Raw genomic sequence first — 25,721 nt, 5'->3', positions numbered from 1 at the left:
AAAATTACTCAGCTTTCAATGTCAGGCATGCACTATTGTGGGCTGAAATCGCAGAGGGACTTTTTCAACAGAATCGGTCGACTGCGGCCTGTCGTGGCAGGTCCTTCAGCAATATTGCTTGGCCGCTCTGTTTACCGCGTAACAAGCCAGGGGTTACAGCCCGCAGACGTTATCGTTGTGCGGGTCGATGGCCCCGTTTCTCGACCCCACCCTATCAGGTCAATGTTGTTTGATCGTCCCCGCAACCCCAGTTCTGGCCGGTACCCTGCCAGGCTGGTTGATCAATGGGGCCGAAGGTCCCGCATGCCGTTCTCCAGGCGGCGCGGCAGGCGTACGCATGCCTCCAGTCCGCCCAGCGGCGACTCAGTCAGGTGGATGCTGCCGCGGTGCAGTTCGACCACCCGGCGCACGATCGACAGGCCCAGGCCGGCGCCCTGGCCTTCGCCCTGACGATAGAAGCGTTCGAAGAGTTTCTCGCGCTGACTGGCCGCGACGCCGGGGCCGCTGTCTTGCACGCGCAACAGCAGGGCATCGGCCTGAACCTCCACGATCACTCGAATCTGCCCGCCTGTTGGGGTGTAGTGCACGGCGTTGCCGATCAGGTTTTGCAGCAGGGTGCCCAGGCTGGGAGCATCGCCGAGCAGCCGAAAATCGCCTGGCTCTATCGCCTCGAGGATCAGCTCCTGGTCATGCTCAAGGGCGAGCGGGGTGAGTTCGGCCAGTTCGTTACGGACAAACCCGAGCAGGTCCAGTTCGACCATGGCCAGTTGCACCACGCTGGGGTCGAGGCGGGCCAATGTCAGCAGCTGGGCAATCACCCGGGTCGCGCGTTCGACGCCGATTCCCAGCTGGCGCAGCGCTTCCTCGCGGTCACTCGGTTCGGCGGCATCCAGAGCGTTTTGCGCATGGATGCGCAGCACCGCCAGCGGGGTGCGCAACTCATGGGCGGCATCGGCGATAAAGCGCTTCTCCTGGTCGAGCAGCTGGTTGACTTGCAGCAGCAGGCGGTTGAGCGACGCGCTGATCGGTTCCAGTTCGCTCGGCAGCGGTGCCAGCAGCAGCGGTGCCAGATTGTCAGGCGTGCGCGCCCTGATCAGCGCCGCCATGCGCTGCAGCGGCTGCAGGCCCCAACCTATTGCCAGCCATACCAGCAGGGCGAGCAAGGGCAGGCCAAACAGGTCGGGTAACAGGCTGCGCAGGGTTATCTTCGTCACCAGTTCACCGCGCACGTCTTCCCGCTCGCCGACCAGGATCCAGTGGCCATCGCGCACGTCGCGCAGAATGAACAGCCGCCAGTGGTACTGATCCAGCGTCACCCTGTGATAGCCGGCCAGGTGTCCGGCGATATTGCTCAGGGGTTCGCCCGGCAGCAGCACCGGGCTGCCTCTATCCGCCTGCACCAGGTCGCTGACCATCTGCTCGAGTACGCCGCTGGGGGCGCTGACCGATTGCAGAACGACTTGACCCTGTTCATCGAGTACTTGGAAGGCCAGCTTGCTTTCGTAGGGGTGGCCGCTGGAAAACGCATTGTCGGCCTTGTTGTGCTGTGCCTGGGCCGCCTGATCGAGTGCTTCCTGGAGCCTCTGGCGAGCCGCGAGGGGCATGTCGCGAGCGACTACGCCGGCGAGCAGGCGCGCGGTTTGCGCCAGTTGAGCGTCGAACAATTCCTCGATTTCGTGCTGGGCATCGCGGTAGCTCTTGTAGGCGATCAGGCTCGTCGACAGGATCAGCAAGCCGAGTACCAGCAGCAGGGTGCGTGCGCGGATCGAGCGGATCAAACCTTGTCCACCAGATAACCGACGCCGCGTACGGTGCGGATCAATTCCGGGAAGAACTTCTTGCGCAGGTGATGCACGTGCACTTCCAGTGCGTTGCTCTCCACCTCCTCGTCCCAGCCGTAGAGCGCCTGTTGCAGCTTGTCGCGGGTCAGCACCCGGCCCGGCTGGGCGAGCAGTTCATGCAGCAGGAGAAACTCCTTGCGCTGCAGGTTGACGGTCTGACCGCGAAAACTCACTGCCTGGCTGACCAGGTCGAGGCTGATGCCCCGGTATTCCAGCAGCGGTTGTGGGCGGTTGAAGCTGCGCCGCAGCAAGGCGCGCAGGCGAGCCTTGAGTTCGGCCACAGCGAAGGGTTTGACCAGGTAATCGTCGGCGCCGGCATCCAGACCTGCGATGCGATCGGCGGTGGAGTCACGGGCGGTCAGGACCAATACCGGCACCGGATTGGCGGCGGCGCGCAAGCGCTTGAGCACCTGCAGGCCGTCCATGCGGGGCAGGCCGAGGTCGAGTACCGCCAGCTCGAAGCTCTCCTCGCTCAGGGCGTGCAACGCGCTGCTGCCATCCTGCACCCAGTCAACGGTATAACCCTCGGGCTTGAGGGCAGTGCGGATGCCTTCACCGAGGGCCTTGTCGTCTTCGACCAGCAGAATGCGCATGGAGAAACTCCCTGTTTTACCTATTCAAGACCCTAGGTGCGCAGTTAGTCCAGCTTGCCGTCGAGCTTTTCCAGCAGCGCCTTGATCTCCAGGCGGCGGCCCTGGTCGGCGAGCGCCCGGCCTGGGCGATCGGGGGCCTGCTGGGCTTTCTCCAGGGCCACCTTGGCCTCGGCATAGCGCTTCTCGCGCAGCAGGAAGTCGCCATAGAAGTAGTTCGGATCGATACCGTTGGGGTTGAGGGCCAGGGCTTGCTTGAGCAGCGCTTCGGCTTTGTCGTCGTCGCCGAAACCGATCGGCCAGCCGGGCACCTGGTAGTAGAGGCTACCGAGGCTGGTGTAGGCCGAGCCGTCGAGGGCCTTGGCGTCCAGTTGCAGGGCCTGCTCCAGGCTGGCCTTGGCCTGCTTGACCAGGTCCAGGGCGCCGAGTCCGCCCTTGGCGCCGGCATAGGTGCTGAGAATGATGCCGCGCCAGATCAGCAGTTCGGCGGCCTTGGGCTCAGTGTCGAGCAGCTGTTGCGCCTGCGCGCTGAGGCTGGCGAACGCAGTCTCACGCTGCTTGGCCGGCAGTTGATAGTTGATCTCGGCCCAGCGGCTTTGCAGCTGCTGCAACTGTTGCTGGCTCTGTTCGCTGAGGGCGAAGGCCGGCAGGCTGGCGAGGCAGAGCAGGGCGCACAGGGCGGAGCGGACAGCTTGCATGAGCGATCTCCTAGGGGTGTTTGTTGCGGGCGAAGCGCTGGATCACCGGCAATTGCTTGCGCAACGCCTGGTCGACCACGCGCGGCAGCAGCGTGTTGAGGCGCACGAAGAGTTTTTCCGGCCAGCCCAGGTAGGCCTCCTCGCGTTCCCGGCGGATCGCCGCCAGCAGCTGCGCGGCGACGCTGTGCGGCTCGTCCATGCTTACCTTGAGTTCGTCGTTCAGTGCCACCACATTGGCCGCGTTCATCGCCGTGCGCGTGGCGCGCGGGGCGAAGTACAAGACCTTGATCGGGGTGTCGGCCAGCTCCCGGCGCAGGGCTTCGGAGAAACCGCGCAGGGCGAATTTGCTGGCACAGTAAGCGGCAAACCCCGGGTAGCCGATGGAGCCGAAGGTCGAGCCGAGGTTGACCACCAGCGCCCGCTCTTGCTGGCGCAACAATGGCAACAGGCGGTGGGTCAGCTGCAGGGTGGCTGTGACGTTGAGTCCGATCAGTTCGGCGATGTCCTCTTCGTCGTGCTGTTCGAGCAGGCTGAAGCGATTGACTCCGGCCGCATTGATCAGGGTATTCAGGCCGCCGAAGCGCTGCGCGGCGGCGACCACTGCCGCGCGTCCGCTGCGTTCGCAGAGGTCGGCCTGGAACACTTCGACCTGCTCGGGGAAGCGCAGCGCCAGGCTTTCCAGCGCGCCTTGCTGGCGCCCGACTAGCAGCAGGTGCGCGCCGCCGGCGACCAGTTGCTCGACCAGCGCCTGGCCGATGCCGCCGCTGGCGCCGGTGAGCAGTGCCCGGCAGTCTGCCAGCTTCATGAAAAGCGCTCCGAGGCGGCCAGCGGCAGGCTGCGGAACATCTCGCCATACAGGCGGTAGACCACCTTGGCGGTGTGCACCACGGCGGCCTGGTCGTCGGCGTTGTCCAGGCGGTCCATCAGTCGCTTCAGCAACTCGATGTGCTCCAGATCGAGGTTGCCGTGGGAATTCAGGTAGCTGAAGGCGGTGGCGGGCAGTTGCAATTTGTCCTGAATGATCCCGGCGACCTGGGTGGCCAGGGCGATGCTGGTGCCCTCCAGCACGGTGACCATACCGAAGAAACTCACCGGATTATGCCGGGCAACGCGGTCGTAGACGTAGCTGACCATCAGCTCGGTGGCCAGCTTGGGCACGCTGCCGCGCACCACATCGGGGTTACCGCCGCAGGCGCGGATATCGTTGAGTACCCACTCCTGGTGACCGTATTCCTCCTCGATGTACTCGGTGATCGCCTCGCGCAGCCACTCCAGGCGTTCCGGCAGGCGCGCGCCACAGGCCATCAGCAGCGGCACCGTGTGTTTGACGTGGTGGTAGGCCTCGCGGAGGAAGGCCACATAGCTGTCGAGGCTGACCGCGCCGGCCAAGGCCTGCTGAATGATCGGCGCGCCGATCAGGAATTCGCGTTCGCTGCGGGTTTGTTCGAGCAGGGACTCATAGAAGTTCATCAGGCGTCTCCGTAGCTGGATTCGTCGACCATCAGCGCATCGATGGCGGCTTGGTAGCGTTCATAGAGCGCCGCGCGGCGCAGCCGGCCGTTGGCGGTAGCAAGTTGGTTGGCGGCACTGAACGGCTGCTCGGCGCGCAGCCAGTGGTGTACCTGGGCGTAGTCCGGCAAGGTCTGGTTGACTTGGTCGACGGCCTCGGCCAACTGTCGATCGCTGATCCTGGCGAACCGCGGCACCAGCACCGCGACGTTGGCCGGCAGCGCCTCGCCGTGCAGCCAGGCCTGGGCGATGGGCAATTGCTGAACCAGTTCGGCCTCGACCCACTCCGGATTGACGTTGCGGCCGAAGGCGGTGACGAACTGGTGCTTCTTGCGCCCGTGCAGGATCAGGAAGCCGTCGACGAAGTGCCCCAGATCGCCGGTGCCCAGCCATTCACCTTCGGGGGCTGGTTCGCCCAGGTAGCCGAGCATGCGCGGGCCTCTGACCTGCACCTCCTGATCGGCGCCCAGGCGCAGCTCGAGGTGCGCGAGCGGGAGGCCGACCGTGCCGATACGCCGCTGCTGCGGGGTGTTCAGGCAGACCACCGAGGCGCACTCGGACAGGCCGTAGCCCTCGAACACCGGCAGCCCCAGGGCCTCGGACCGCCGCAGCAACTGTGGCGCCACGCGGCCGCCACCGACCGCGATGAAACGCAGCGAGGCCGGCAGTGGCAGGCCTTGTTCGGCGGCACTGACCAGCGCCAGCAGCAGTTGCGGCAGGAGGATCAGGCTGTGCGGCTGAACGCTGTTCAGCGTGTCGAGAAAGCGCGGCAGGTCGAACTGGCTGGCGCCCTGCAGGCCGATCTGCGCCATGGGCCGCAACTCGATGCGCGCGCCGGCCAGCAGCGGCGCATAGACCCCGGCGATGTTCTCCAGCAGGGTGGCCAGCGGCAACACGCACAGATGGTGTTCTATTCGGCAGGAGGCGCTGGCTCGATACAGGCTGTCGGCGACCCGCAGCTGGGTCTGCGCGTCCAGGCACACGCCTTTCGGCTGCCCGGTGGTGCCCGAGGTGTAGGTGATCTTGCAGGTGCCGACGGGCAGCACCGCGGGTCGATCGAGCGGGCGTTGCAGCAGGCCGCCGGCCATTTCGGCGAAACCCAGGTCGCGGTACTCGGCGAGATTCGCGCCGATCAGGCAGTCGACACCGGCGCTGTCCAGCACATGCTGCTGTTGCGCGGCGGAGAAGAAGCCGGGCAGGGGAACGCAGACCAGGCCGGCCTTGAGCGCGGCCAGGTCCCAGAGGACCCAGTCGATGCCGTTATCCAGGGCCAGGGCGACGCGCTGGACGCCGCTGCGCCGCAGCTGCTCGCTGCGTTGTTGCAGGTCGTCGAGCAGTTGCCGGTAGCTCAACTGGCGGCTGCCGTCGCTCAGGGCGATCCGCTCGCCCTGCTGACTCAGGTGGTGGAACAGGGCTTCAGCGGCAGGCCACATCGGGCAGGTTCTCCAGGCTGTACAAGGGGCGGTGGCCGAGTCGCGGGTAAGCGCCGACGTGCAGCAGGCGCTGGTGTCCGGCATAGATGTCGCCGGCCATCACCTGTGGCTGCTGGTCGTAATAGCGGCCCCAGTCGGCCAACTCGTCGCCCATGCTCTGCGGGGTGGCCGGGGCCAGGGGCAAGGGCGTCAGGCCCAAACGCCGGAAGCTGTTGAGCAGGCCGGGGGTGCCGGTGAAGGTCACCCAGCGAAAGCCCAAGGCCACCAGCAGGTCGGTCAGGGCGACGATCAGCAGGCGCGCCGTGCCGGGGTTGCCGGCCGCCAGGTTGCCGACTTCGATGATTTGCCCACGGCGTGGTGCGTGGCGCGGGTGCTGCGCCGCGATCAGGGTTTCAATCGACTGGTTCAGGTAACGTTCGAGAAACAGCGAGTCGCTGGCGCCGCTGCGTAAACCGACTACGCCGAGCAACTGGCCGTTGGCGTCTTCCAGGCCCAGCAGACAGGGCATGAAGTGCCGTACGCGGGCACCGTGGTGCGCGGCGAAGCGCTGCTGAATAAAGGCTTCGTAACCCCGGCGGCGCGGGCTGTGCGTTTGTGCGAGGTACAGGCTAAATGGCTGTTCGCGGCCAATTTGGGCCACGGCGTGGTCATGCAACACCCAGGGCAGGTCCATTGGCGGAACCTCGTTGGTGAACCTGGGTTCGAGTGTCGCTTGCGAGTCTTAACCCAGGCTTAAGCGTGCCAGTGGGTCGGCGAATTTACGCTGAGGGAGTGGCTGGTGGCTGGCGTCTTGCAGACCTAGGCTGCGAAAACCAGGTGGCAGCGGCCTTGGCCGCGTTGCCTGTAGTCACGGCGCGAGAGCGGGTTGGTTGCAGTCGCTCCCAGGCTGTGGCGGCGCGGTTTAGCCGACCTGGGCGATCCAGTCGTTGAGGTTGTAGTAGTTGCTGATCCGCGCCACCTTGCCGGCGCGGATCTCGAAGAAGGCGCCAGCCGGCAGCACGTAGGTCTGGCCCTGGGCCGGGGGCAGGCCTTCGTCGTCGGCCAGGTATTCGCCGTGCACCACGAACTCGGCGGCGGCGCGGCTGCCGTCGGCGTTCTGCATCACCTGGATGTCGCTGAGGCGTTCGCGGTAGCAGCGGTTCATCTTGTCCATGAACGCCGCGAAGGTCGCCTTGCCCACCTGGCGCTCACCCTGGTTGATGTCGTGCACTACGTCATCGCTCAGCAGTGCAAGGAAGGCCGGCATGTCGCCGGCATTGAACGCGGCGTAGTAGGCTTCGACCAGTTCGGTTGCGGTCATGCGAAAACTCCTGTCGTACCCGGGTTAATCGGGGAAGAGCGCTATGTTAAGTTTTCCCTTTAGTGCCGGCTTAGCCGCCAGCGTCATCGCCCTACGACCGAACGACCCGCCCTATGGATATCCGCCTGCTGCATGGCTCGGCCATCGCCCCCTATCTCGACGATCTGGCGCGCCTGCGCATCGCCGTGTTCCGCGAGTTTCCCTACCTCTATGCGGGCTCGCTCGCCTATGAAACCGAGTACCTGAGCACCTACGCGCAATCGCGCGACAGCCTGTTCGTTCTGGCGCTGGAGCAGGGCCGGGTGGTCGGCGCCTCCACCGGCCTGCCGTTGGCCGATGAAACCGAGGCGTTGCAGCGACCCTTCGTCGAAGATGGCTGGAACCCTCAGCGGGTCTTCTATTTCGGCGAGTCGGTGCTGCTGCCGGAGTACCGTGGCCAGGGCCTCGGCGTGCGCTTCTTTAGCGAGCGTGAAACGTACGCGCGGCGCCTCGAGCGCTTCGACTGGTGCGCCTTCTGCACGGTCGAGCGCCCGCTGGAGCATCCGCGTCGTCCGGCCGACTACCAACCGCTGAATGCCTTCTGGGGCAACCGCGGCTATCGGCAGCATCCCGAACTGCGCACCGAGATGGTCTGGCAGGACCTCGACGAACGTACTGAGTCGGCCAAACCCATGTCGTTCTGGATCAAGGCGCTGTGCCGATGATCAGGCTCGCCGCGTGTCAGTACCACATCGACCTGCTGGAGACTTGGGAGGCCTACGCGCGTCACCTGACGGTGCTGTGCGAAGAGGCCGCGCAGCAAGGCGCGCAACTGCTGCTGTTGCCGGAGTACGCCGGGCTGGTGCTCAGCGGGCAACTGCCGGCCGAGCAACGCGGCGATCTGCAGGGCGCCATCGCCGGTATCCAGCCGTTGCTGCCAGCCTGGTTGGCGCTGTGTGAAGGTCTGGCTCAGCGCCTGGGCGTCTACCTGCAGCCCGGTTCGCTGCCGGTGCTGGACGCCGACGGCTGCTACCGCAACCGCGCCTGGCTGTTCGGCCCCGAGGGTAACCTGGGCAGCCAGGACAAACTGATCATGACCCGCTTCGAGCGAGAGCACTGGCACATCGAGCCCGGCAGCGGCCTGCGGCTGTTCGACACGGCGCTGGGCAGGCTGGGCATCCTGATCTGCTACGACAACGAATTCCCCATGCTGGCGCACGGCCTGGCCGAAGCCGGTGTCGACCTGATCCTGGCACCCAGTTGCACCGACACCGAGGCGGGCTTCCAGCGCGTGCGCATCGGCGCCCAGGCGCGTGCCCTGGAAAACCAGATTGCGGTGCTGCAGGCGCCTACCGTCGGCCTGGCGCCCTGGTCGCCAGCGCTGGATGAGAACATCGGCCGCGCCGCGCTCTACGTGCCCTCGGACTACGGCATGCCGGCCAACGGAATACTCGGCGAAAGCGCCGAACTCTGCCCCGCTAGCAGCCAGTGGCTGATCTGCGAGCTGGACCTGCAGCAAGTGCGTGACCTGCGCGCACAGGGGCAGGTGTTCACTCGCCGCGACTGGCCGGAGCAGTTTGCCGCGGGGCGCCTGGCGATTCGTCGGACGGAGTGACCGCTCGCAAGCAGACCGTACCTGGGTGCCCCTCGTCGGCCACTGCCGCACGACGATTGGCATGTGCTATATCGTAAAAAAATCAGCGTAAGCAGGATGCTCCGGTGCAGCCATTGAGTGGCAACACCGGTGCCGAAGCATCAGGCCAGTGTTGATCGAGTCATCGGTAAACAGGCCTGAACAAGCTAGTTCAACAGCGAGGTCGATCCCATGAGCATGCAACAATGTGTTCACCGCGATTACACCATCACTGCGGACGTAGTGGAGCATCCGGGCATCCCCACTCCCTGGGCGGGGGGCTGCCATATCACCACGCCCGACGGCCGCACCACCAAGCGCATACCACTGCCCATCCAGCATGCATTTCTGGCCGAGCTGGAGAGTGCGCAGCGCTCTTCCATCGCCCACGGCAAATGGCTGGTGGACCAGAGCCTCGATCAGGGCAACACGCTGTTCTAGCGTGCGCGGTGCATGGCTGGGAACCGCCCGCCACTGCGGGTGGCGGGTTGCCGTGGGGCCGAGAGGGTGGCTGCGGTGACGGTCTCGCGCTGAGCCCACGAACGGGCTCGCGTCCTGTACGGGCAGGTGCAGCGCCAGGCGATTCTGCGATTGGCTGAAGCGCTGCCAGCGCAAGGGGCACTGCGGGAAGGCGCTGTGTCCACGCAACTCAATTCGGTTGTTCGGTGGACTCCAGTGCCCGCTGGCGCAGGATTTCCTTGTGCTTCATGGCGAGGTACTCGCCGCGTTCGAGTTCGTGCAGCTGGCGCGGGTAGCGTTCGATGCCGGTAAACCAGTCATTCAGGCGTTTTTCGAGGCGCTCCTGGGGCGCCGTCGCCAGGGCGCCCAGGTAAGCCTCGATCGCCAGGAAGTAACGCATGGTGTTGCGCTCGACCACCCCGCGCATGCCGGCTATATACACGGGCTGACCGTCGTCTGCGCGGTCGACGACGCTGAATCCCACCTTGTTGCGCCCGATCGTCGCCAGGTAGCCCTGCATGGCCACGTTGGCGGCCATGCCGTAAGCGTATGAATACGACAGGTGCAGGAAGCTGCGCTGAGCATCCAGCGCCACCACTTCGAGCGCGATGCGGTAGTGGTTGGTGCCTAGCGGTCCTTCGGCGGCCTTGAGCATCAGTTGCAGGTAGTCGGGGCTGGCGGTCACCCGCTCATAGCGGAACTCGACCGGGTAGGCTTCGTCCAGCGGCTGGTCGGACTTGCGGCCGATGTTCAGGCTCAGTCTGTCGTCGCCCTTGGCCGTGGAGGTGCTACAGCTCTTCACGTTTAGGTGCAGGATCAGAATGTCGCACCAGTGGTCGATGCCCTGTAGCGCCGGACCGACCTCGGCATAGGGTTGCTCGAGCAGCGCATAGATATCGCCGCTCAAGTCGCCAGAGGCCTCCTTCGATTCGAGGTAGAGCGGGCGGTGGAACTGGTTGTGGGTCAGCTGTTCGCGCAAATTCGCGTAGTGCGCCTTCAGGCTGGCGGCGTCCTGGGCATGGGCCAGAGACACGGCGCCCAGCGTGCAGAGCAGGGCCGCCCGCAGCAGCCTGGCCAGGCGAACGTGTTTCGCGGCGACAACCGTCATCCTGCTCTCGCCGCCTGGCCGGCGCAGTTCGACGCAAGGCGTCCTGGCGGTATGTCCCGCTCACCCTGGGTGCGGGTCACAGCCAGTACTCCCAGATGCGCGCGGCCAGTTCCTTGGCTCTCACCAGGAGTGAGCGGCGTCGCCATTGTTGCAGGGTGATCTCATTCGAGTTGGCCTGGTCCTCCTGGAATGCGGTGCGCATCTTCTCGCCGAATTCGTTGCCGAGCACCACGGCGTTGACTTCGTAGTTGTGCAGAAAACTGCGCCAGTCGAGGTTGGTCGAGCCGACCGTGGACCACACGCCGTCGATCACCGCAGTTTTCACATGCAGCAATGCCCCGCGGCGCTCGTACAGTTTGACGCCCGCCTCCAGCAGTTCGCTGAAGTTGGCCCGGCTGGCGTGGAACACCAGCCACGAATCGGTGCTGCTGGGCAGCACCAGGCGCACGTCGACACCCCGTGCCACGGCTTGCTTAAGGGCGGTCAGCAGTTGCGGGTCGGGGACGAAGTAGGCGTTGGTCAGCCAGATTTCGCTCTGCGCGCTGCGCAGGGCGGAGATCAAGGTGGCGTAGATCAGGCTGTAGGGTTCTTCCGGCGAGCTGCCGATGGCGCGCACCACCTCGTTGCCTTTGGGCTCCAGCAGGGGCAGGTAATTACGCGGGACGAGGGGCTCGCCCTTCTGTTTGATCCAGGTCTTGATAAACAGTTTTTGCAACTCGGCCACCACTGGGCCTTCGATCTGCAGGTCGGTATCGCGCCAGGGCAGCTCACCGCCGGGGCGAATCTTGCTGTTCTGACTGAGCGAGCCACCGGAATAGACGCTGCTGATGTTGATGCCGCCGAGAAAGGCAATGCGCCCGTCGACTATCAGCAACTTGCGATGGTCGCGTTGGTTTACCTCCCAGCCGGCATTGGCGGTCATCGGATTGACCGGGTTGAACTCCAGCAGATCGACCCCGCCCTCGGCGAGCTCCTTGAAGAACGCCTTGGGTGTGCCGAGGGTGCCCACGCTGTCGTACATCAGGTTGACCTGCACGCCTTCCTGCTGCTTGACGATCAGCTCCGCCGCGAAGCGTTGCCCCACCTCGTCGTCGTCGAGGATGAAGGTCTCCATGTTGATATGGTCCTTCGCTGCGGTTATGGCGGCGAGCATCGCCTGGTAGGTGCTGGGGCCGTCCTGCAGCAGCTCGACCTTGTTGCCTGCGCTCAGGGGGCTGCCGACCACCGCCTCTTCGACCGCCAAGTGCAGGTCAAATATGTTGGTCTCGGCACCACCGGCCGAGAGTCGCTCGAGGATGGCCTTGCTGCGCTCAGGTGAGAGTGGCCCATGCGTGCCGTCGAGCTGCACCGGTTCACCAGGGCTGTGCACCATGTCGGGCACGATGGTTGGTAACGAGCTGCAGGCGCCGAGTAATGCCAGGCACAGCAGCGCCGGGACAGGCGTCAGCTTCGACAGGGTTGGCCAGCTCATTCGGCAGCCTCCGGGTTTGGAGGGGGGTGAGCCGCGGTTGGACTGGCCGCGAGCGCTCGGTCGATGACAGCCCCTCGCTGCGCTCAGCGTTGAGCGTCATGCCGTGCAGCAGCCGCAGGCGGGGTGCTGGTGGCGTTTCAACGCAGAGCTCTCGCAGTATAGCGAACGGTCCCTGGCGTGCAGACGCTGCGCGGGGCCAGGGTCAACTTGCACGGCTTCCGGCATGCAGCTTGCTGCCCGGCGCTGGCGTTGCGCAGGGTCATTGCACACCGTTAAAAACGCAGAAGCCCGGCACAGGGCCGGGCTTCTGGTTTGCAGCGATGCAGCGCTTACTTCACTTCTACGGCCAGGCTTTCGGCGATCTTCTTGTTCCAGATCGCCGGACCGGTGGTATGCACCGACTCGCCGTTGGTGTCGACTGCCACGGTCACCGGCATGTCCTTGACCTCGAACTCGTAGATGGCCTCCATGCCCATTTCCTCGAAGGCCAGCACCCTGGATTTCTTGATGGCCTGGGCCACCAGGTAGGCGGCGCCACCGACGGCCATCAGGTACACGGCCTTGTGATCCTTGATCGCCTCGATGGCGATCGGGCCACGTTCGGACTTGCCGATCATGCCGAGCAGGCCGGTGCTTTCGAGGATCTGCCGGGTGAACTTGTCCATCCGCGTGGCGGTAGTCGGGCCGGCGGGGCCGACCACTTCGTCACCGACCGGATCGACCGGGCCGACGTAATAGATGAAGCGGCCCTTGAGGTCCACCGGCAACGGCTCACCCTTGTTGAGCATCTCGACCATGCGCTTGTGCGCGGCGTCGCGGCCGGTGAGCATCTTGCCGTTGAGCAGCACGGTTTCGCCCGGCTTCCAGCTCTGCACGTCTTCCGGGGTCAGGGTGTCGAGGTTGACGCGGCGCGCACTCGGGCCGGCTTCCCAGACGATTTCCGGGTAGGCGTCCAGGGGCGGCGCTTCCAGCTCGGCCGGGCCGGAGCCGTCCAGCACGAAGTGGGCGTGGCGGGTGGCGGCGCAGTTGGGAATCATGCACACCGGCAGGGAGGCGGCGTGGGTCGGGTAGTCCATGATCTTCACGTCGAGCACCGTGGTCAGACCGCCGAGGCCCTGGGCGCCGATGCCCAGCTGGTTGACCTTGTCGAACAGCTCCAGGCGCAGTTCTTCGATGCGGTTCTGTGGGCCACGGGCCTTCAGCTCGTGGATGTCGATGGAGTCCATCAACACTTCCTTGGCCATCACCGCGGCTTTCTCGGCGGTGCCGCCGATGCCGATGCCGAGCATACCCGGCGGACACCAGCCGGCGCCCATGGTCGGCACGGTTTTCAGCACCCAGTCGACGATCGAGTCGGAGGGGTTGAGCATGGCCATCTTCGACTTGTTCTCGGAGCCGCCACCCTTGGCCGCGACGTCTACTTCGAGCTTGTCACCGGGGACGATGGAGTAGTGGATCACCGCCGGGGTGTTGTCCTTGGTGTTCTTGCGGCTGCCTGCCGGGTCGGCCAGGATCGAGGCGCGCAGGACGTTTTCCGGCAGGTTGTAGGCGCGGCGCACGCCCTCGTTGATCATGTCGTCGACGCTCATGGTCGCGCCGTCCCAGCGCACGTCCATGCCGACGCGAACGAAGACGGTGACGATGCCGGTGTCCTGGCAGATCGGCCGGTGACCGGTGGCGCACATGCGCGAGTTGATCAGGATCTGCGCCATGGCGTCGCGCGCGGCCGGCGATTCTTCGCGCAGGTAGGCCTCATGCATGGCCTGGATGAAATCCACGGGGTGGTAGTAGGAGATGAACTGCAGGGCGTCGGCGACGCTCTGGATCAGGTCGTCTTGCTTGATCACGGTCATGCTTGGCGCTCCTTTATCGGGCAGGAACTGCGAGGGGCACCGGAGCACAATCCGGCGCGCTGTTACAGTAAAAAAGGCGCCGCAGTATAGCGCGCACCAGGCACAGCGGACAGCCGCCAGCGGTCGACCTTGGTCGTTGATCGCCCAGCTTGACCCGTGCGTGCACCATCACTGCAGGCTTCAGCCAAGCTGCCGTGCCGGCCGCAGCGTTACCCGGCATGCAATCTTGGGTGCACATGAATACGCCGAGAGGGGCTGGTTGCGCGAATAAAAGAGTCATATCGAGTAGGTAAACTCTGCGCGCGCAGCCGACTGCGCGCCGACTTTGGCGCCCGTAGTCGTGTGCCGGCGCGGCGAGGAAATTCGCGGTGTCGAGCCTTGTTCGGCTGCCGCTCATCAGGTGCTCAACTGCCTGCTAACCCGCTAGGCATTTTGTGATCACGGGGGTAGAGTGGCGGCTAGATGCCAGTATGGGAAGGAGCCCATGAGCCTACGTCGCCAGCGGGCCGCTAAGCGAACACTACAAAGCCTGTTGCTGAAGCGTTTCGGCATGGCAGTGGCGACTTATGCCCTGACCGTGCTGCTGTGCGGGGTGGCGATGCTGGTGGGGGTGCTTCACGTCAGCTTAGCGACGGGGCTGTTGCTCATCGGTCTGGCGACACTCAGCCAGTTGCTGTTCTGGGGCTTGTTTCTCAGCGGGCGAAATCTGCGCTTTAGCGACCCGAGTCTGACCGAGCCACAGGTGCTGGTGGCCCTGGCCTGGTTGACGGCGCTGTTGGCCATGTTCGCCGAAGGGCGCGGCAGCCTGCTGGTGGTCTACATGTTGACCCTGTTGTTTGGCGTGTTCCAGCTTCCACCCAAAGTCTTCGTGCGCTGCGCGGTATTTGCCTTCTTCGGTTTCGCCGGACTGAACCTCTACGAAGCCTATGTATTCCCGTCAACTGATCCGGGCCTGGCGATCTTGCAGGTGAGTGCCCTGGCCGCCGTGCTGCTCTGGTTGAGTCTGTTCGGCAGTTATGTGCAAAACATGCGTCAACGCATGCGCCAGCGACGCTTTGCCTTGCAGGCGCATCAGGACACCCTGCGCGGGATGATGCGTCAGCTCGAAGACCTGGCGGCCACCGACGAATTGACCGGGTTGTTCAATCGTCGGCACTTTCTGCGCCTGGCCAGCCATGAGCTAACCAGTCTCCGCGCGGGACGCCGACATGGCCTGGCGCTGATCGACCTGGATCATTTCAAGCGGGTCAACGATGTCCATGGCCATGCTGCAGGCGATCGCGTGCTGCAGACATTCGCCGGCGTGGCGCGGGCCTGCATGCGTGATGGCGACATCATCGCCCGCTACGGCGGCGAGGAATTCGTGCTGTTGTTGCCCAATACCGACGAGGATCAGTTCACCGCCTGTTGCGAACGTTTGCGTGAAGCGTTTAACCGGGCTGAACCGCTGGGCGTTAAAGTGGATAATCTGAGTTTGTCGGTCGGAATGACGTTATTGAATATGCACGATGATCTGGATGAGGCGCTGCACCGCGCCGATCAGGCACTCTACCAAGCCAAGCGCAGCGGGCGTAACCGTTGTGCCGCGACCTGGGCGAATGCCGATGCCTGAACTCTCGGTGGGTGAGCTAAGGCTAGCCGTCGAGCCCATGAGTAACTTACTGGATGCCCTGCACCGGGGTGGCATTGGCGTGCCCTACAGCTGCCGCGCGGGCAGTTGCCATGCCTGCCTGGTCCGTTGCGTGCGCGGTGAGCCGGTGGACGCCAAGCCCGAGGCGCTCAGTGGACAGCTCCGGGATCAGGGCTGGCGCCTGGCTTGCCAGTGCCGGATTGTCGACGACCTGCAGGTCGAGGTCTTCGACCCCGTGCGTGATGGTCGGCCTGCTCGGGTCGAGGCGACGGACTGGCTCAGTGCCAACGTGCTACGGCTGCGCCTGATTGCGGAACAGCCGTTGCGCTATAGCGCCGGTCAACATCTGGTGTTGTGGTCGCCGAATGGCGTGGCGCGGCCTTATTCCCTGGCCAGTCTGCCCGGAGAGGACCCCTGGCTGGAGTTTCACCTGGACTGTCGCGAACAGGGCGCGTTTAGTGACGAGGCGCGGGCGTTCAGCCCTGGTGAGCGTTTGCGCCTCGGCGAGTTGCGCGGTGGTGCGCTGCACTATGATCCGGATTGGCAGGCTCGACCGCTTTGGCTGTTGGCCGCCGGCACTGGCTTGGCGCCGCTGTATGGGGTGCTGCGTGAGGCCTTGCGCCAGGATCACCAAGGCGCCATTCGGGTTATTCACCTGGCTCATGATCGGGCCGAACATTACCTGGCCGACTCCCTGATGGCGTTGGCGGCCGTTCATCCCCAGGTGCAGGTTGAGCTGCTCTGCGCGGCCGAGTTGCCAGCGGCTTTGGCCGAACTGCGCCTTGCTTCCCGGCAAACCCTCGCTTTACTCTGCGGCCACCCCAGCAGTGTCGAAACCTTCGCGCGGCGCCTGTATTTGGCCGGCTTGCCGCGTAACCAAGTGTTCGCCGACCTGTTTCTGCCGCACGCCTAATCGAGGTGTCAGCGGGCGGCGTACCTTGAGGACGAGTGATGAGCGAGCATGTACTGGTTGAGCGCGAAGCGGGGCTGTTGACCCTGCGCCTGAACCGTTTGGACAAGAAGAATGCCCTGACCCGTGCGATGTACAGCCGCATGGCCGAAGTGCTGCAGCAGGCCGACGCCGACCCGAGCGTGCGCGCGCTGCTGATAACCGGAGGGGACACGTGTTTTACCAGCGGTAACGATGTCGCGGATTTCCTCCAGGCCCCACCTACGAGTCTGGACAGTCCGGTGTTTCAGTTCATGCGCACGCTGTTCGAATTCAGCAAGCCGGTGGTCGCTGCCGTCAGCGGTCCGGCGGTGGGCATCGGCACCACTCTGTTGCTGCATTGCGATCTGGTCTATGTCAGCCGCGACGCCGTGTTGAAAATGCCCTTCGTCAGCCTGGGGCTGTGTCCGGAGTTCGGCTCCAGCCTGATCTTGCCGCGCTTGCTGGGCCAGGCCAAGGCAGCCGAGCTGTTGTTGCTCGGCGAGTCGTTCAGTGGCGAGCAGGCGGTGGCCTGGGGCATCGCCAACCAGGCGCTGGCCAACGGCGCCGAGACCTTGGACAAGGCGCGTGAGATGGCCCTGCGTTTCCAGCAACTGGCGCCGTCGGCGGTGGCCGATAGCAAGCGTTTGATGCGCGCGCCGGGGCGTGAGGAGCTGCGCCGGGTAATCGAGGAGGAGGGCGCGCTGTTTGGTCAGCGCCTGCGCTCGCCGGAAGCCATCGAGGCCTTGAGCGCCTTCATGCAGCGTCGTCCGGCGGATTTCTCCAAGTTCGCCTAAGCGCTAATGCGCAGCACATGGATAACGAAAGGCCGCTCGAGTGAGCGGCCTTTTTCCTGTAGCCCGGATGCAATCCGGGAACATCGGTAAGCCCCTAACAGCTTCCGGATTGCATCCGGGCTACGTCTCGATTGAGGCCAGGTTGCAGGTGCCAGCTCGCTGGCGCCTACAGCTTTGCAGTAGACGCCGGCGCTGTGCTTGGCTTACCGCGGCCGCTCTGGTGTTTACACCAGCGCTTCACCGACATGCAGGATCTTCATGCCGTTGGTGCCACCGATGGTGTGGTAGCTGTCGCCCTTGGTCAGGATCACCCAGTCGCCTGGCTGAACCACGCCACGCTTGAGCAGTTCGTCCACCGCGGCCTGGCTGACTTGTTCCGCTGGCAGGGCCGCCGGGTCGAACGGCACGGTGTAGACGCCGCGGAACATGGCCGCGCGGGCCTGGGTGGCACGGTGCGGAGAGAACGCGTAGATCGGCACGGAAGAGCGAATCCGCGACATGATCAAGGGCGTGTAGCCACTCTCGGTCAGGGCGATGATCGCTTTGACGCCCGGGAAGTGGTTGGCGGTGTACATGGCCGCCAGGGCGATGCTTTCGTCGCAACGCTCGAAGGTCGTGCCCATGCGGTGGCTGGAGGCTTTGCTGGTCGGGTGCTTCTCCGCGCCGATGCAGATACGCGCCATCGCCTGCACCGCCTCGAGTGGGTAGGCACCGGCCGCGCTTTCCGCCGAGAGCATCACCGCATCGGTGTAGTCGAGCACGGCGTTGGCCACGTCGGAGACTTCGGCGCGGGTCGGCATCGGGTTGTGGATCATCGACTCCATCATCTGCGTCGCCGTGATCACCGCCTTGTTATGGCGGCGCGCGTGCAGAATGATCTTCTTCTGAATACCGCACAGCTCGGCGTCGCCGATTTCCACGCCGAGGTCGCCGCGCGCCACCATCACCGCATCGCTGGCGCGGATCAGGCCATCGAGGGTTTCGTCGTCGGCCACGGCTTCGGCCCGTTCGATCTTGGCGACCAGCCAGGCGGTACCGCCGGCCTCGTCACGCAGGCGGCGGGCGTAGTGCATATCCTCGGCGTCGCGCGGGAAGGACACGGCCAGGTAATCCAGATCCATCTCGGCGGCCAGCTTGATATCGGCCTTGTCTTTTTCGGTCAGCGCCGGCGCGGTCAGGCCGCCGCCCCGACGGTTGATGCCCTTGTGGTCGGACAGCGGGCCGCCGATCAGTACCGAGCAGTGCAAGGCGTCGGCGCTGGCGCGGTCCACGCGCATCACCACGCGGCCATCGTCGAGCAACAGTTCGTCGCCGACGCCGCAGTCCTTGACCAGGTCCGGGTAGTCGATGCCGACGATGTCCTGGGTGCCTGCGGTCAGCGGGTGACTGGTGGAGAAGGTGAACTGGTCGCCGACTTTCAGCTCGATGCGCTTGTTGGCGAATTTGGCGATGCGGATCTTCGGCCCTTGCAGGTCGCCGAGCAGGGCGACATGCCGACCATGCTTGGCGGCCAGCTCGCGAACCAACTGGGCGCGGGCCTTGTGTTCAGCCGGCGAACCGTGGGAGAAGTTCAGACGGGCCACATCCAGGCCCGCGATAATCAGTTGCTCGAGGACTTCGGGTGAGTTGCTGGATGGGCCGAGGGTGGCGACGATCTTGGTGCGGCGGAAGGTCATGCGCAGGCTCCTGAGTTGGACTGACGGCGAGGCTACTATGCTGTCAGCCTGTAGTCATTGTTCCTCTGCACTACCTATTGCGCGGCTTTTCTACAGGCCGTGGCGCCTGAGGCGTGGGGGCGGCAAGGGGCTCGAAAGGTCTTGCTAACTCAGCGTCGAGCCGACTGTGCTGCCCTGCCAGGCCGTTAGTGGTTTGCTCGTCCACCTGTAGATTTTCAGGCGCCAGTCGATACAGTGCTCATTGGAGGAGAGGCCTATGCGAACCCTGTTGATCTTAACCCTGGCGCTGAGCGCCGTCGGCTGTACCCGCTGGTCGCTCGACCACCATTTGAACAGTGCTTACCGAGCCTACGATGAGGGGCAGTGCGAGCAGGTGATGCTCGAGTTGTCGCAGGCCGAGCGCAAGAGTCGTTCGCGCAGCTACTTGCAGCCGGAGATCTCCTTGCTACGTGGCCTGTGCCTGGAGCGTCAGAATCTGTTCGTCGACGCGGCGCAGACCTACCAGTTCATCATCAACCGCTATCCGGCCAGCGAGTACGGATTCCGCGCCCGTGCCCGCCTGGAGACCTTGCGCCAGCTCGGGCACTATCATCCGACCGAGGCGGCCAAGACCTCGGCTACGACACTTTGACCGCTGATCGCAGGACTGCTGGCGGACAGTCGCCTCAGGGGTAAGCTTGGGGCTTTATTCAGGGAGGAAAAGCATGCGCAGGTGGTTAGGTTGTCTGTTGCTGCTGCCGGGACTGGTGGCGGCGGATATTTATCGCTGGGTCGATGCCAGTGGCCAGGTGCATTTCGACCAGCGTCCAGCGGGCGCCGGGGCCGAGCCGGTCGAGGTCAAACCGCAAGTGGTCGAGCGCGACGCCGCGACTCGCGAGCGCCAGGTTCGCAGCGCACGCTTCTATGAGGCGCGCCGACAGGAGCAGGCGCAGGCTGCGGCCGAGTCTGCCGAGCGGCAAACTGCACGGGCTCAGAAATGTAATGAGCTGCGCAATGCGCTGGCGCGGATGCCGGAAGGGCGCCGTTATTTTCGTTCCGAAGCGAATGGCGAGCGCAGCTACTACAGTGATGAAGAGTTGGACGCGGCGCGTCGACGCCTGCGTGCGCAACTCGCCGAAGGCTGCTCCTGAAGCGGATTGAAGTGCGGTAGTGCGGCCATACTCGATGGTCATCTATAGCGATTTGCCATTATGCATACTCAGCGCCGGATCGAACGCCACCAACTGCCCTACTACTTGAAGGTGTTCAATCTCATTACCGACAAACCTATGGGCTATATCGGCAACATGTCGCTGGACGGCTTGATGCTGATCAGCCAGCTGCCGATGCTGGTCGGGGCCCGCTTCGAGATGCGCCTGAAGGTGCCGGGGCAGAATGCGCCACGGCTGATCGACTTTTCCGCCACCTGCCAATGGTCTCGCGAGGATGTCACGCCTGGTAGCTTCGACTCCGGCTTCGCCCTGGTGGCGCCGTCGGCCGAGTATGTCGAGATGGTCGATTCACTGCGTCACTACTTCAGCTTCCACCCGTTGAACGCCTCCGCCTGACGGTGCCGGGCATATAAAAAACCGCCCGAGAGGGCGGTTTTTTGGCTGCGGCAAATGACTCAGGCCATTGCCGGTTCGTCCACCCGCAATTGCAACAGGGTATCCGAACGAGTCTGCACCTCACGGTAGCGTTCGGCATCCTTGGCGAGGACCTGGCCCATGGCTGGGAATATCTCATCCAGCTTGCGAGTCCACTGCGCGGACTTGCTTTGCTCAGGGAAGCAGCGGCGCAGCAGGTCGAGCATGATCGAGACCGTCACCGAGGCGCCAGGCGAGGCGCCGAGCAGGGCGGCAATCGAGCCGTCCTGTGCGGCAACCAGTTCGGTACCGAACTGCAGGATGCCGCCGTGCTTGGGGTCTTTCTTGATGATCTGCACGCGTTGGCCGGCCATTTCCAGGCGCCAGTCTTCCGCTTTCAGTTCCGGATAGAAGTTGCGCAGGGTGCTCAGGCGCTTTTCATCGGACTGCACCACTTCCTTGATCAGGTAGCGAGTCAGGTCGAAGTTGTCACGCGCGACGGCGAGCATCGGGCCGATGTTATTGGGACGGATCGACAGCGGTAGATCAAGCAGCGAACCGTGGCGCAGAAACTTGGTCGAGAAGCCGGCGTAAGGTCCGAACAGCAGGGATTTCTTGCCGTCGACCACGCGGGTATCCAGGTGCGGGACCGACATGGGCGGTGAGCCTACTTCGGCCTGGCTGTAGACCTTGGCCTGATGGCGCTTGACCACTTCCGGGTTGTCGCAGCGCAACCACTGACCACTGACCGGGAAGCCGCCGTAGCCTTTGCCTTCGGGAATTCCAGACATTTGCAGCAGTGGCAGCGCGCCGCCACCGGCTCCGAGAAACACGAACTTTGCCTGGATTTCGCGATTACCGCCGCTTTGCTGGTCCTTGAGGCTGACGCGCCAGCCCTGGTCGTTGCGCTTGAGGCCGACGACCTTCTGGCTGCACTTGACCTTGGCATCCGGCTGATTGCGCAAGTAGTCCAGCAATTGTGTGGTCAGGGCGCCAAAGTTGACGTCGGTGCCGTCCAGCACACGGGTGGCGGCGACCGGCTCGTTCGGGTCGCGGCCCGGCATCATCAGCGGCATCCACTCAGCCATGGTGGCGCGGTCTTCGGTGTATTCCATCGCCGCGAAGGCATGGTGCTGGGTGAGCGCTTCGAAGCGCTTCTTGAGGAAGGCAATGCCTTCATGACCGCGAACGAAGCTCAGGTGCGGTACCGGGCTGATAAAGGATTTGGGTGAAGCGAAGGCGCCTTTTCCCAGCAAGTAAGCCCAGAACTGCTTCGATTCTTCGAACTGGGTGTTGATGCTGACCGATTTTTTGATATCGATAGAGCCATCTTCTGCTTCTGGCGTGTAGTTCAGCTCACACAGGCCGGCGTGCCCGGTGCCCGCATTATTCCAGGGGTAGGAGCTTTCGATTGCCCCGGATGCCATCAGTTCGACGACTTCCAGTTTCAGCTTTGGGTCTAGTTCTTTCATCAGCACGGCCAAGGTCGCGCTCATGATGCCGGCGCCAACCAGCACCACATCTACCGTTTCGTAATCATTCTGCGCCATTACCACTTCTCCAAAAAATGCAGTAGCCAGTCGACGGCCGAGGTTCTAAGCGTGGAGTCACGTCTATCAGCGCTCGCCGAGATGTCCTGGACAAAGGGAGGAAGGGATAAGGCAGCGTGTGCCAGCCGCAAGATCGTTCATTTTCGCCACACTCTTGTGAAGTTGTTAAAACCGTTTTTTTCACGCTCTTTTGGAGCCGTGAACCTCAAAAAGTTCGACTGCGCAGGCTTGCCTTCCCATTCGCGCGATATCGCCAATGCATTGCTGCAAGCGGGTCTGCTAATGGGCGAAGGCGGCTGGCCGCGTGGGCAGCACGAAGTGGGCGACTCTCTGGGGCGTGACCGAGGGCTAGTGCATCAGCGAAACAGCGGGGCCCGATCAGGAGGCGTCCTTATAATCGGGGCGCGATTATAAGGCGAAAGCGGAGAAATTGATTGCCTGGCGTGACTTTTCTTCTTCCGTCGGTCAGGCCGCCAACGCTTTGCCGACGGCTGAGTGCGTGACGACTGGGGCGATTCGTGCGCTGCTGGGCAAGGGGCGGTGCAACCAGGCAAGCCGCTGTTCGCTCACCTCGATCCAGCCCACGCCTAGTGGCGCCTGGGCCGACAGCTGGAAGGCTCGGCATATGCCTTGGGTATCCAGCAAGACGAAATTGCGTAGAGGTCGACGAGAGGTGAGCAGGGAACGGAGTGAGAACATGGCCAAGGACTCCAGGTCGATGAAGACTAAAGTCTTATGCCTGATCGACATGACAGACCGATGACGGGCAGCTGTAACGAGTGGTCAGTTCGCCTAGGTCGGTTGTGAATGGCTGTTCGGATAATTCGGCAAATGCGCGAAGGCGCGACGCCGACTCGAGGCGGCAGCGGGCAGCGGGCAGCCGTCAGCGATCGGAGGGCAGGTGTTGAGATTGACTGCTTGAACCGGTCACGCAGATAGCCGGGCCGGTTGCCATCAATGCGCTGCTGTTAGCGCATGGCGTCGCTGGTTATACTGCTGGCCACCGTCGCGTTCCCCATGGAGAGATGAGCATGCTGCATCGCCTGTTGTTTGGTCTGCTTGCTGTCGCCAGCCTGACCCTGGTCGGTTGTGCCCACAGCCCGCAACAACTCAGCCCGCAACCCAAGATCAACAGTCCGCTGATTGCGGTTGGCCAGGGCCAGCCCGTGGTGGTGCGCGTGGTCGACGGTCGGCCGTCGCCCGTACTCGGTACGCGCGGTGGCTTGTACCCGGAAACCAGCGCGATCAGCGTCAGTGGCCAGAACATCCTGCCTAAGCTGCAGGCTCAGGCCGAAGCGGCGGTACGCCTGCTCGGTTTCACCCCGACGGCGAATGCCTACAATGCCCCGCAGCTGACCCTGACGCTGGCCGAGCTGAAGTACCAGTCGCCGAAAGAAGGGCTGTACGTCACCGAGTCCGATATCACGGCAACCATTCGTGCCGACGTGCAAAACAGCACGCGTCGCTACAGCGGTCGCTACGGCGCTTCGTTGAACCAGCGGTTCGGCATGGCGCCGAACCAGGAAACCAACACCAAGCTGGTCAGCGATGTATTGAGTGATGCGCTGACTCGTGCGTTCAAGGATCCGACCATCGGTCAGATGCTCAGCCAGTAAGCGTTTCGCCCACAAAAAAGCCCGGTCGTAGATGCCGGGCTTTTTTGTGGGCGTCGCTCAGGCCGCTTCTGCGTAGAACTCCGGCAGGCTGAGGCCAGTACGTAGATCGAGATCCGGCAGATCATAGTGTTCGTGGCCGCCGAGGGCGCAATACACCAGCCAGTGGTGGTCATGCACGTTGAAGGCCAGGCCGTCGATCAGGTGTTCAACATCTGGCAGTGAGTCGTTCAAGTATTCGGGTGCAACCGACAAATTGAGCAGCATGGCAGCCTCCATTGACAGGGGGTCGAGGTGTTGGGGGCTCTACTGTGGCGCTTGGGTTTGACGGTTTGGTGACGGGCTTAGACCTATTCGCTGTAACCCTGGCGTTCGTCGGAAACCAACCGCATAAGTAGGATGGCTTCGGTAAAATCCGCGACCGTATTTGCAGTGCCAGGTCTGGCCTGGCACATGTTTGGATTCGGGCGCAGCGCCTCAGGCGCGTTGTCCACTGAAGCGGAGGTTATCGATGTCGCTGCAGGCTCTGTGGTCGTTGTACTTGGCGCACCCGGCTGTGTGGGTGAACGGTTTGGCCCTGTTTTTCAGCGTGGCGGGAAGCTGGCTGCTGCTGGCTACCCGGCGCCGTCAACAACGCGCAGTGGCGCGGCTGATCGCCGACGGTGAGTTGGATGAACTGGCCATCGATGCGTCGCTACTCGACGAGTCGAGGCAGCGTCTCGACCGTTTCTTCTATCGCTTCGGTTACGCTTGCTTGGGCTTGGCGCTGGGGCTGTCCTGGGTCAGCGCTCGGCTCTGAGTCGGCCTGGCGGCGCAATAAAAAACGGCAGCTCATGGGCTGCCGTTTTTAGTCTGCGAATAGGGCTTAGAGCGGCAAGCCCGCCTTGACCCGGTATTGGTTACGAACTGGGGTGGCATATTGCAGCACCAGGTAAGGCTGCTGTTCGGCCGGACAGCCGTGCAAGCGCTTCTGCCATTCAGTCTCGGCAGCGGCCAGCTCCTCGGCGGGGAACAGCTGTGCCGCGCTGGGCACGTTCAGTGCGGGGTCACGCTCGGCCCACATGGCATAGGCCAGGTAGTGCGCCGGAAATAGCCGATAACCGCTGAGAATATGCTTGTCCATCTCCAGGGCCAGCTGCTTGCTGTCCTCCAGGCCGGTGCTCACCGGCTCACCGAAATGCACATGCACGCGGCCCTTGTAACCGGTGATGCCGAGGGCAATGCTCTGGTCATCTTCGCCTGGGGCTTTGGCGTAGCTGCCGGTGCTGGCGCGGGTAAACAGTTCGCGCGCCTTGGCGTGATCGCAGGGATCGTACTCATAGCTGATCGACACCGGGGTCAGGTTCAACTCGCGGATGACCTCGGCGAAGGCCTCGCTTTTACGGCTCATGTGGAACATCTTGAGGATCGCCGAATCGGTGCGGTCGTCACCGTCCTTGGCCCGCCCTTCGGCCTGGGCGATCCAGATCGACTCGCGGTCGTTACGAATCGAGTGGTTGATGTAGGCCGAGAGCAGCTGGTAGGCGGCGAGCTTCTCGCGCCGGCCGCTGAGCGAGCGATGCACGATAAAGCTCTTGTTCAGACGCATCAGGTCGCTGACGAAGGGCTTTTGCAGCAGGTTGTCGCCAATGGCGATGCGCGGCGTCGGCAGACCGGCGTGGTACACCGCGTAGTTGACGAAGGCCGGGTCCATGACGATGTCGCGGTGGTTGGCGAGAAACAGGTAGGCGCTGCCGGCCTTGAGGTGTTCGACGCCCGAGTAGGTGACCCCGTCGGTAGCGCGCTCGATAGTCCGGTCGACGTACTGCTCGACTTTGTCCTGCAGCGCCGCCACCGAAGCGATGCCGCGGAACTCAAGGCGCAGCCGATAGGCTATAAGTGGTTTAAGCAGCCAGCCCAGTGACCCCGCCAAGCGTGGGAAGCGAAAGTGGGTGAGAATGTCGAGAAACGCGTCGTCTGTCAGCAGGCGATTCAGAACGGCAGGGACTTCGGCGTCGGCGTAAGGTCGGATGGCATCGAATTCGCCCATCATGTTCTCTTGTTGGTGGTTGGCTGCAGGTGAAAGTGCGCGCCCCGCGTGCGGGGCCA

General features: G+C 63.8%; 26 protein-coding genes. 11 read left to right on the top strand and 15 right to left on the bottom strand.

Going from position 1 to position 25,721, the window contains the following annotated elements:
- Nucleotides 1-281: 281 nt before the first annotated feature.
- The 8 genes from FBY03_RS17220 to FBY03_RS17185 all read right to left on the bottom strand — a co-directional run bounded on the left by FBY03_RS17220 (nt 282) and on the right by FBY03_RS17185 (nt 7,371).
- On the bottom strand, nt 282-1,778 hold the full coding sequence (locus tag FBY03_RS17220) for a HAMP domain-containing sensor histidine kinase (protein WP_256677959.1): 1,497 nt from the start codon (nt 1,776-1,778) through the stop codon (nt 282-284).
- Nucleotides 1,775-2,434 carry a response regulator transcription factor gene (locus tag FBY03_RS17215; protein ID WP_147173589.1) on the bottom strand — a complete coding sequence of 220 codons (660 nt, stop codon included), beginning with the start codon at nt 2,432-2,434 and terminating at the stop codon, nt 1,775-1,777. The genes FBY03_RS17220 and FBY03_RS17215 overlap by 4 nt, the downstream gene beginning before the upstream one ends.
- Nucleotides 2,435-2,478: 44 nt before the next feature.
- Nucleotides 2,479-3,129 (bottom strand): tetratricopeptide repeat protein, encoded by a 651-nt coding sequence (locus tag FBY03_RS17210; protein WP_147173588.1) that lies wholly within the window; start codon nt 3,127-3,129, stop codon nt 2,479-2,481.
- Between the two features lie 10 nt (nt 3,130-3,139).
- Nucleotides 3,140-3,934 carry an SDR family oxidoreductase gene (locus tag FBY03_RS17205; protein ID WP_147173587.1) on the bottom strand — a complete coding sequence of 265 codons (795 nt, stop codon included), beginning with the start codon at nt 3,932-3,934 and terminating at the stop codon, nt 3,140-3,142.
- Nucleotides 3,931-4,599 carry a TenA family transcriptional regulator gene (locus FBY03_RS17200; protein WP_147173586.1) on the bottom strand — a complete coding sequence of 223 codons (669 nt, stop codon included), beginning with the start codon at nt 4,597-4,599 and terminating at the stop codon, nt 3,931-3,933. Before FBY03_RS17200 ends, FBY03_RS17205 begins: the two co-directional genes overlap by 4 nt.
- A complete protein-coding gene (locus FBY03_RS17195; protein ID WP_147173585.1) occupies nt 4,599-6,071 on the bottom strand; it encodes an AMP-binding protein in 1,473 nt (490 codons plus the stop codon). Before FBY03_RS17195 ends, FBY03_RS17200 begins: the two co-directional genes overlap by 1 nt.
- On the bottom strand, nt 6,055-6,744 hold the full coding sequence (locus tag FBY03_RS17190) for a thermostable hemolysin (protein ID WP_147173584.1): 690 nt from the start codon (nt 6,742-6,744) through the stop codon (nt 6,055-6,057). Before FBY03_RS17190 ends, FBY03_RS17195 begins: the two co-directional genes overlap by 17 nt.
- A 228-nt stretch (nt 6,745-6,972) precedes the next feature.
- Nucleotides 6,973-7,371, bottom strand: a complete 399-nt coding sequence (locus tag FBY03_RS17185; protein WP_147173583.1) for a nuclear transport factor 2 family protein — start codon at nt 7,369-7,371, stop codon at nt 6,973-6,975.
- Nucleotides 7,372-7,484: 113 nt separating this feature from the next.
- On the opposite strand from FBY03_RS17185, the gene FBY03_RS17180 reads away from it, so the two are divergent.
- The 3 genes from FBY03_RS17180 to FBY03_RS17170 all read left to right on the top strand — a co-directional run bounded on the left by FBY03_RS17180 (nt 7,485) and on the right by FBY03_RS17170 (nt 9,424).
- Nucleotides 7,485-8,075 carry a GNAT family N-acetyltransferase gene (locus tag FBY03_RS17180; RefSeq protein WP_147173582.1) on the top strand — a complete coding sequence of 197 codons (591 nt, stop codon included), beginning with the start codon at nt 7,485-7,487 and terminating at the stop codon, nt 8,073-8,075.
- Nucleotides 8,072-8,965, top strand: a complete 894-nt coding sequence (locus FBY03_RS17175; RefSeq protein WP_147173581.1) for a carbon-nitrogen hydrolase family protein — start codon at nt 8,072-8,074, stop codon at nt 8,963-8,965. The genes FBY03_RS17180 and FBY03_RS17175 overlap by 4 nt, the downstream gene beginning before the upstream one ends.
- Before the next feature lie 210 nt (nt 8,966-9,175).
- Nucleotides 9,176-9,424: a hypothetical protein gene (locus tag FBY03_RS17170; protein ID WP_147173580.1), complete on the top strand. Its 249-nt coding sequence runs from the start codon at nt 9,176-9,178 to the stop codon at nt 9,422-9,424.
- A 208-nt stretch (nt 9,425-9,632) separates the two neighbouring features.
- Here the strand turns inward: FBY03_RS17170 and FBY03_RS17165 are convergent, their stop codons facing one another.
- The 3 genes from FBY03_RS17165 to FBY03_RS17155 form a co-directional block, all read right to left on the bottom strand.
- Nucleotides 9,633-10,550: a hypothetical protein gene (locus tag FBY03_RS17165; protein WP_147173579.1), complete on the bottom strand. Its 918-nt coding sequence runs from the start codon at nt 10,548-10,550 to the stop codon at nt 9,633-9,635.
- 76 nt (nt 10,551-10,626) lie between these two features.
- Nucleotides 10,627-12,021: a cardiolipin synthase gene (gene cls, locus FBY03_RS17160; protein WP_256677958.1), complete on the bottom strand. Its 1,395-nt coding sequence runs from the start codon at nt 12,019-12,021 to the stop codon at nt 10,627-10,629.
- A gap of 329 nt (nt 12,022-12,350) precedes the next feature.
- Entirely contained in the window at nt 12,351-13,874 is a 1,524-nt protein-coding gene (locus tag FBY03_RS17155; protein ID WP_147173578.1) for a fumarate hydratase, read from the bottom strand.
- A 484-nt stretch (nt 13,875-14,358) separates the two neighbouring features.
- On the opposite strand from FBY03_RS17155, the gene FBY03_RS17150 reads away from it, so the two are divergent.
- Genes FBY03_RS17150 through FBY03_RS17140 form a run of 3 tightly spaced genes read left to right on the top strand, consistent with a single transcriptional unit; the run spans nt 14,359 to nt 17,229 of the window.
- The gene (locus FBY03_RS17150) at nt 14,359-15,486 is read left to right on the top strand and encodes a diguanylate cyclase (protein WP_147173577.1); all 1,128 of its coding nucleotides are present in this window, start codon (nt 14,359-14,361) and stop codon (nt 15,484-15,486) included.
- Nucleotides 15,479-16,417: an iron-sulfur-binding ferredoxin reductase gene (locus FBY03_RS17145; RefSeq protein ID WP_147173576.1), complete on the top strand. Its 939-nt coding sequence runs from the start codon at nt 15,479-15,481 to the stop codon at nt 16,415-16,417. The genes FBY03_RS17150 and FBY03_RS17145 overlap by 8 nt, the downstream gene beginning before the upstream one ends.
- Nucleotides 16,418-16,455: 38 nt before the next feature.
- Nucleotides 16,456-17,229: an enoyl-CoA hydratase gene (locus tag FBY03_RS17140; RefSeq protein ID WP_147173575.1), complete on the top strand. Its 774-nt coding sequence runs from the start codon at nt 16,456-16,458 to the stop codon at nt 17,227-17,229.
- A gap of 224 nt (nt 17,230-17,453) precedes the next feature.
- Here FBY03_RS17140 and pyk read toward each other — a convergent pair whose 3' ends face one another.
- Complete coding sequence (gene pyk / locus FBY03_RS17135; RefSeq protein WP_147173574.1) at nt 17,454-18,905, bottom strand: pyruvate kinase; 1,452 nt, start codon at nt 18,903-18,905, stop codon at nt 17,454-17,456.
- A gap of 256 nt (nt 18,906-19,161) precedes the next feature.
- Between pyk and FBY03_RS17130 the strand changes: the two genes are divergently transcribed.
- From FBY03_RS17130 to FBY03_RS17120, 3 genes are all read left to right on the top strand, one after another.
- Entirely contained in the window at nt 19,162-19,536 is a 375-nt protein-coding gene (locus FBY03_RS17130; RefSeq protein ID WP_147173573.1) for a tol-pal system YbgF family protein, read from the top strand.
- A gap of 73 nt (nt 19,537-19,609) precedes the next feature.
- Nucleotides 19,610-20,035: a DUF4124 domain-containing protein gene (locus FBY03_RS17125; protein ID WP_147173572.1), complete on the top strand. Its 426-nt coding sequence runs from the start codon at nt 19,610-19,612 to the stop codon at nt 20,033-20,035.
- Between the two features lie 60 nt (nt 20,036-20,095).
- Nucleotides 20,096-20,452: a PilZ domain-containing protein gene (locus tag FBY03_RS17120; RefSeq protein ID WP_147173571.1), complete on the top strand. Its 357-nt coding sequence runs from the start codon at nt 20,096-20,098 to the stop codon at nt 20,450-20,452.
- Between the two features lie 59 nt (nt 20,453-20,511).
- Here the strand turns inward: FBY03_RS17120 and mqo are convergent, their stop codons facing one another.
- A complete protein-coding gene (gene mqo, locus FBY03_RS17115; RefSeq protein WP_147173570.1) occupies nt 20,512-22,020 on the bottom strand; it encodes a malate dehydrogenase (quinone) in 1,509 nt (502 codons plus the stop codon).
- A gap of 1,031 nt (nt 22,021-23,051) precedes the next feature.
- Between mqo and FBY03_RS17105 the strand changes: the two genes are divergently transcribed.
- Nucleotides 23,052-23,636, top strand: a complete 585-nt coding sequence (locus tag FBY03_RS17105) for a YajG family lipoprotein (RefSeq protein WP_147173568.1) — start codon at nt 23,052-23,054, stop codon at nt 23,634-23,636.
- A gap of 57 nt (nt 23,637-23,693) precedes the next feature.
- Here the strand turns inward: FBY03_RS17105 and FBY03_RS17100 are convergent, their stop codons facing one another.
- Nucleotides 23,694-23,900, bottom strand: coding sequence for a hypothetical protein (locus FBY03_RS17100; protein ID WP_147173567.1), 207 nt, complete (start codon nt 23,898-23,900; stop codon nt 23,694-23,696).
- Nucleotides 23,901-24,144: 244 nt separating this feature from the next.
- Between FBY03_RS17100 and FBY03_RS17095 the strand changes: the two genes are divergently transcribed.
- Nucleotides 24,145-24,432, top strand: a complete 288-nt coding sequence (locus FBY03_RS17095) for a hypothetical protein (protein ID WP_147173566.1) — start codon at nt 24,145-24,147, stop codon at nt 24,430-24,432.
- Between the two features lie 66 nt (nt 24,433-24,498).
- Here the strand turns inward: FBY03_RS17095 and FBY03_RS17090 are convergent, their stop codons facing one another.
- Nucleotides 24,499-25,665, bottom strand: coding sequence for a 1-acyl-sn-glycerol-3-phosphate acyltransferase (locus FBY03_RS17090; protein ID WP_147173565.1), 1,167 nt, complete (start codon nt 25,663-25,665; stop codon nt 24,499-24,501).
- Nucleotides 25,666-25,721 lie beyond the last annotated feature (56 nt).

This window comes from Pseudomonas sp. SJZ079, from assembly GCF_007993865.1.
In the GTDB taxonomy this organism is placed as follows: Bacteria; Pseudomonadota; Gammaproteobacteria; order Pseudomonadales; family Pseudomonadaceae; genus Aquipseudomonas.
This window is presented reverse-complemented; position numbering and strand designations above follow the sequence as displayed.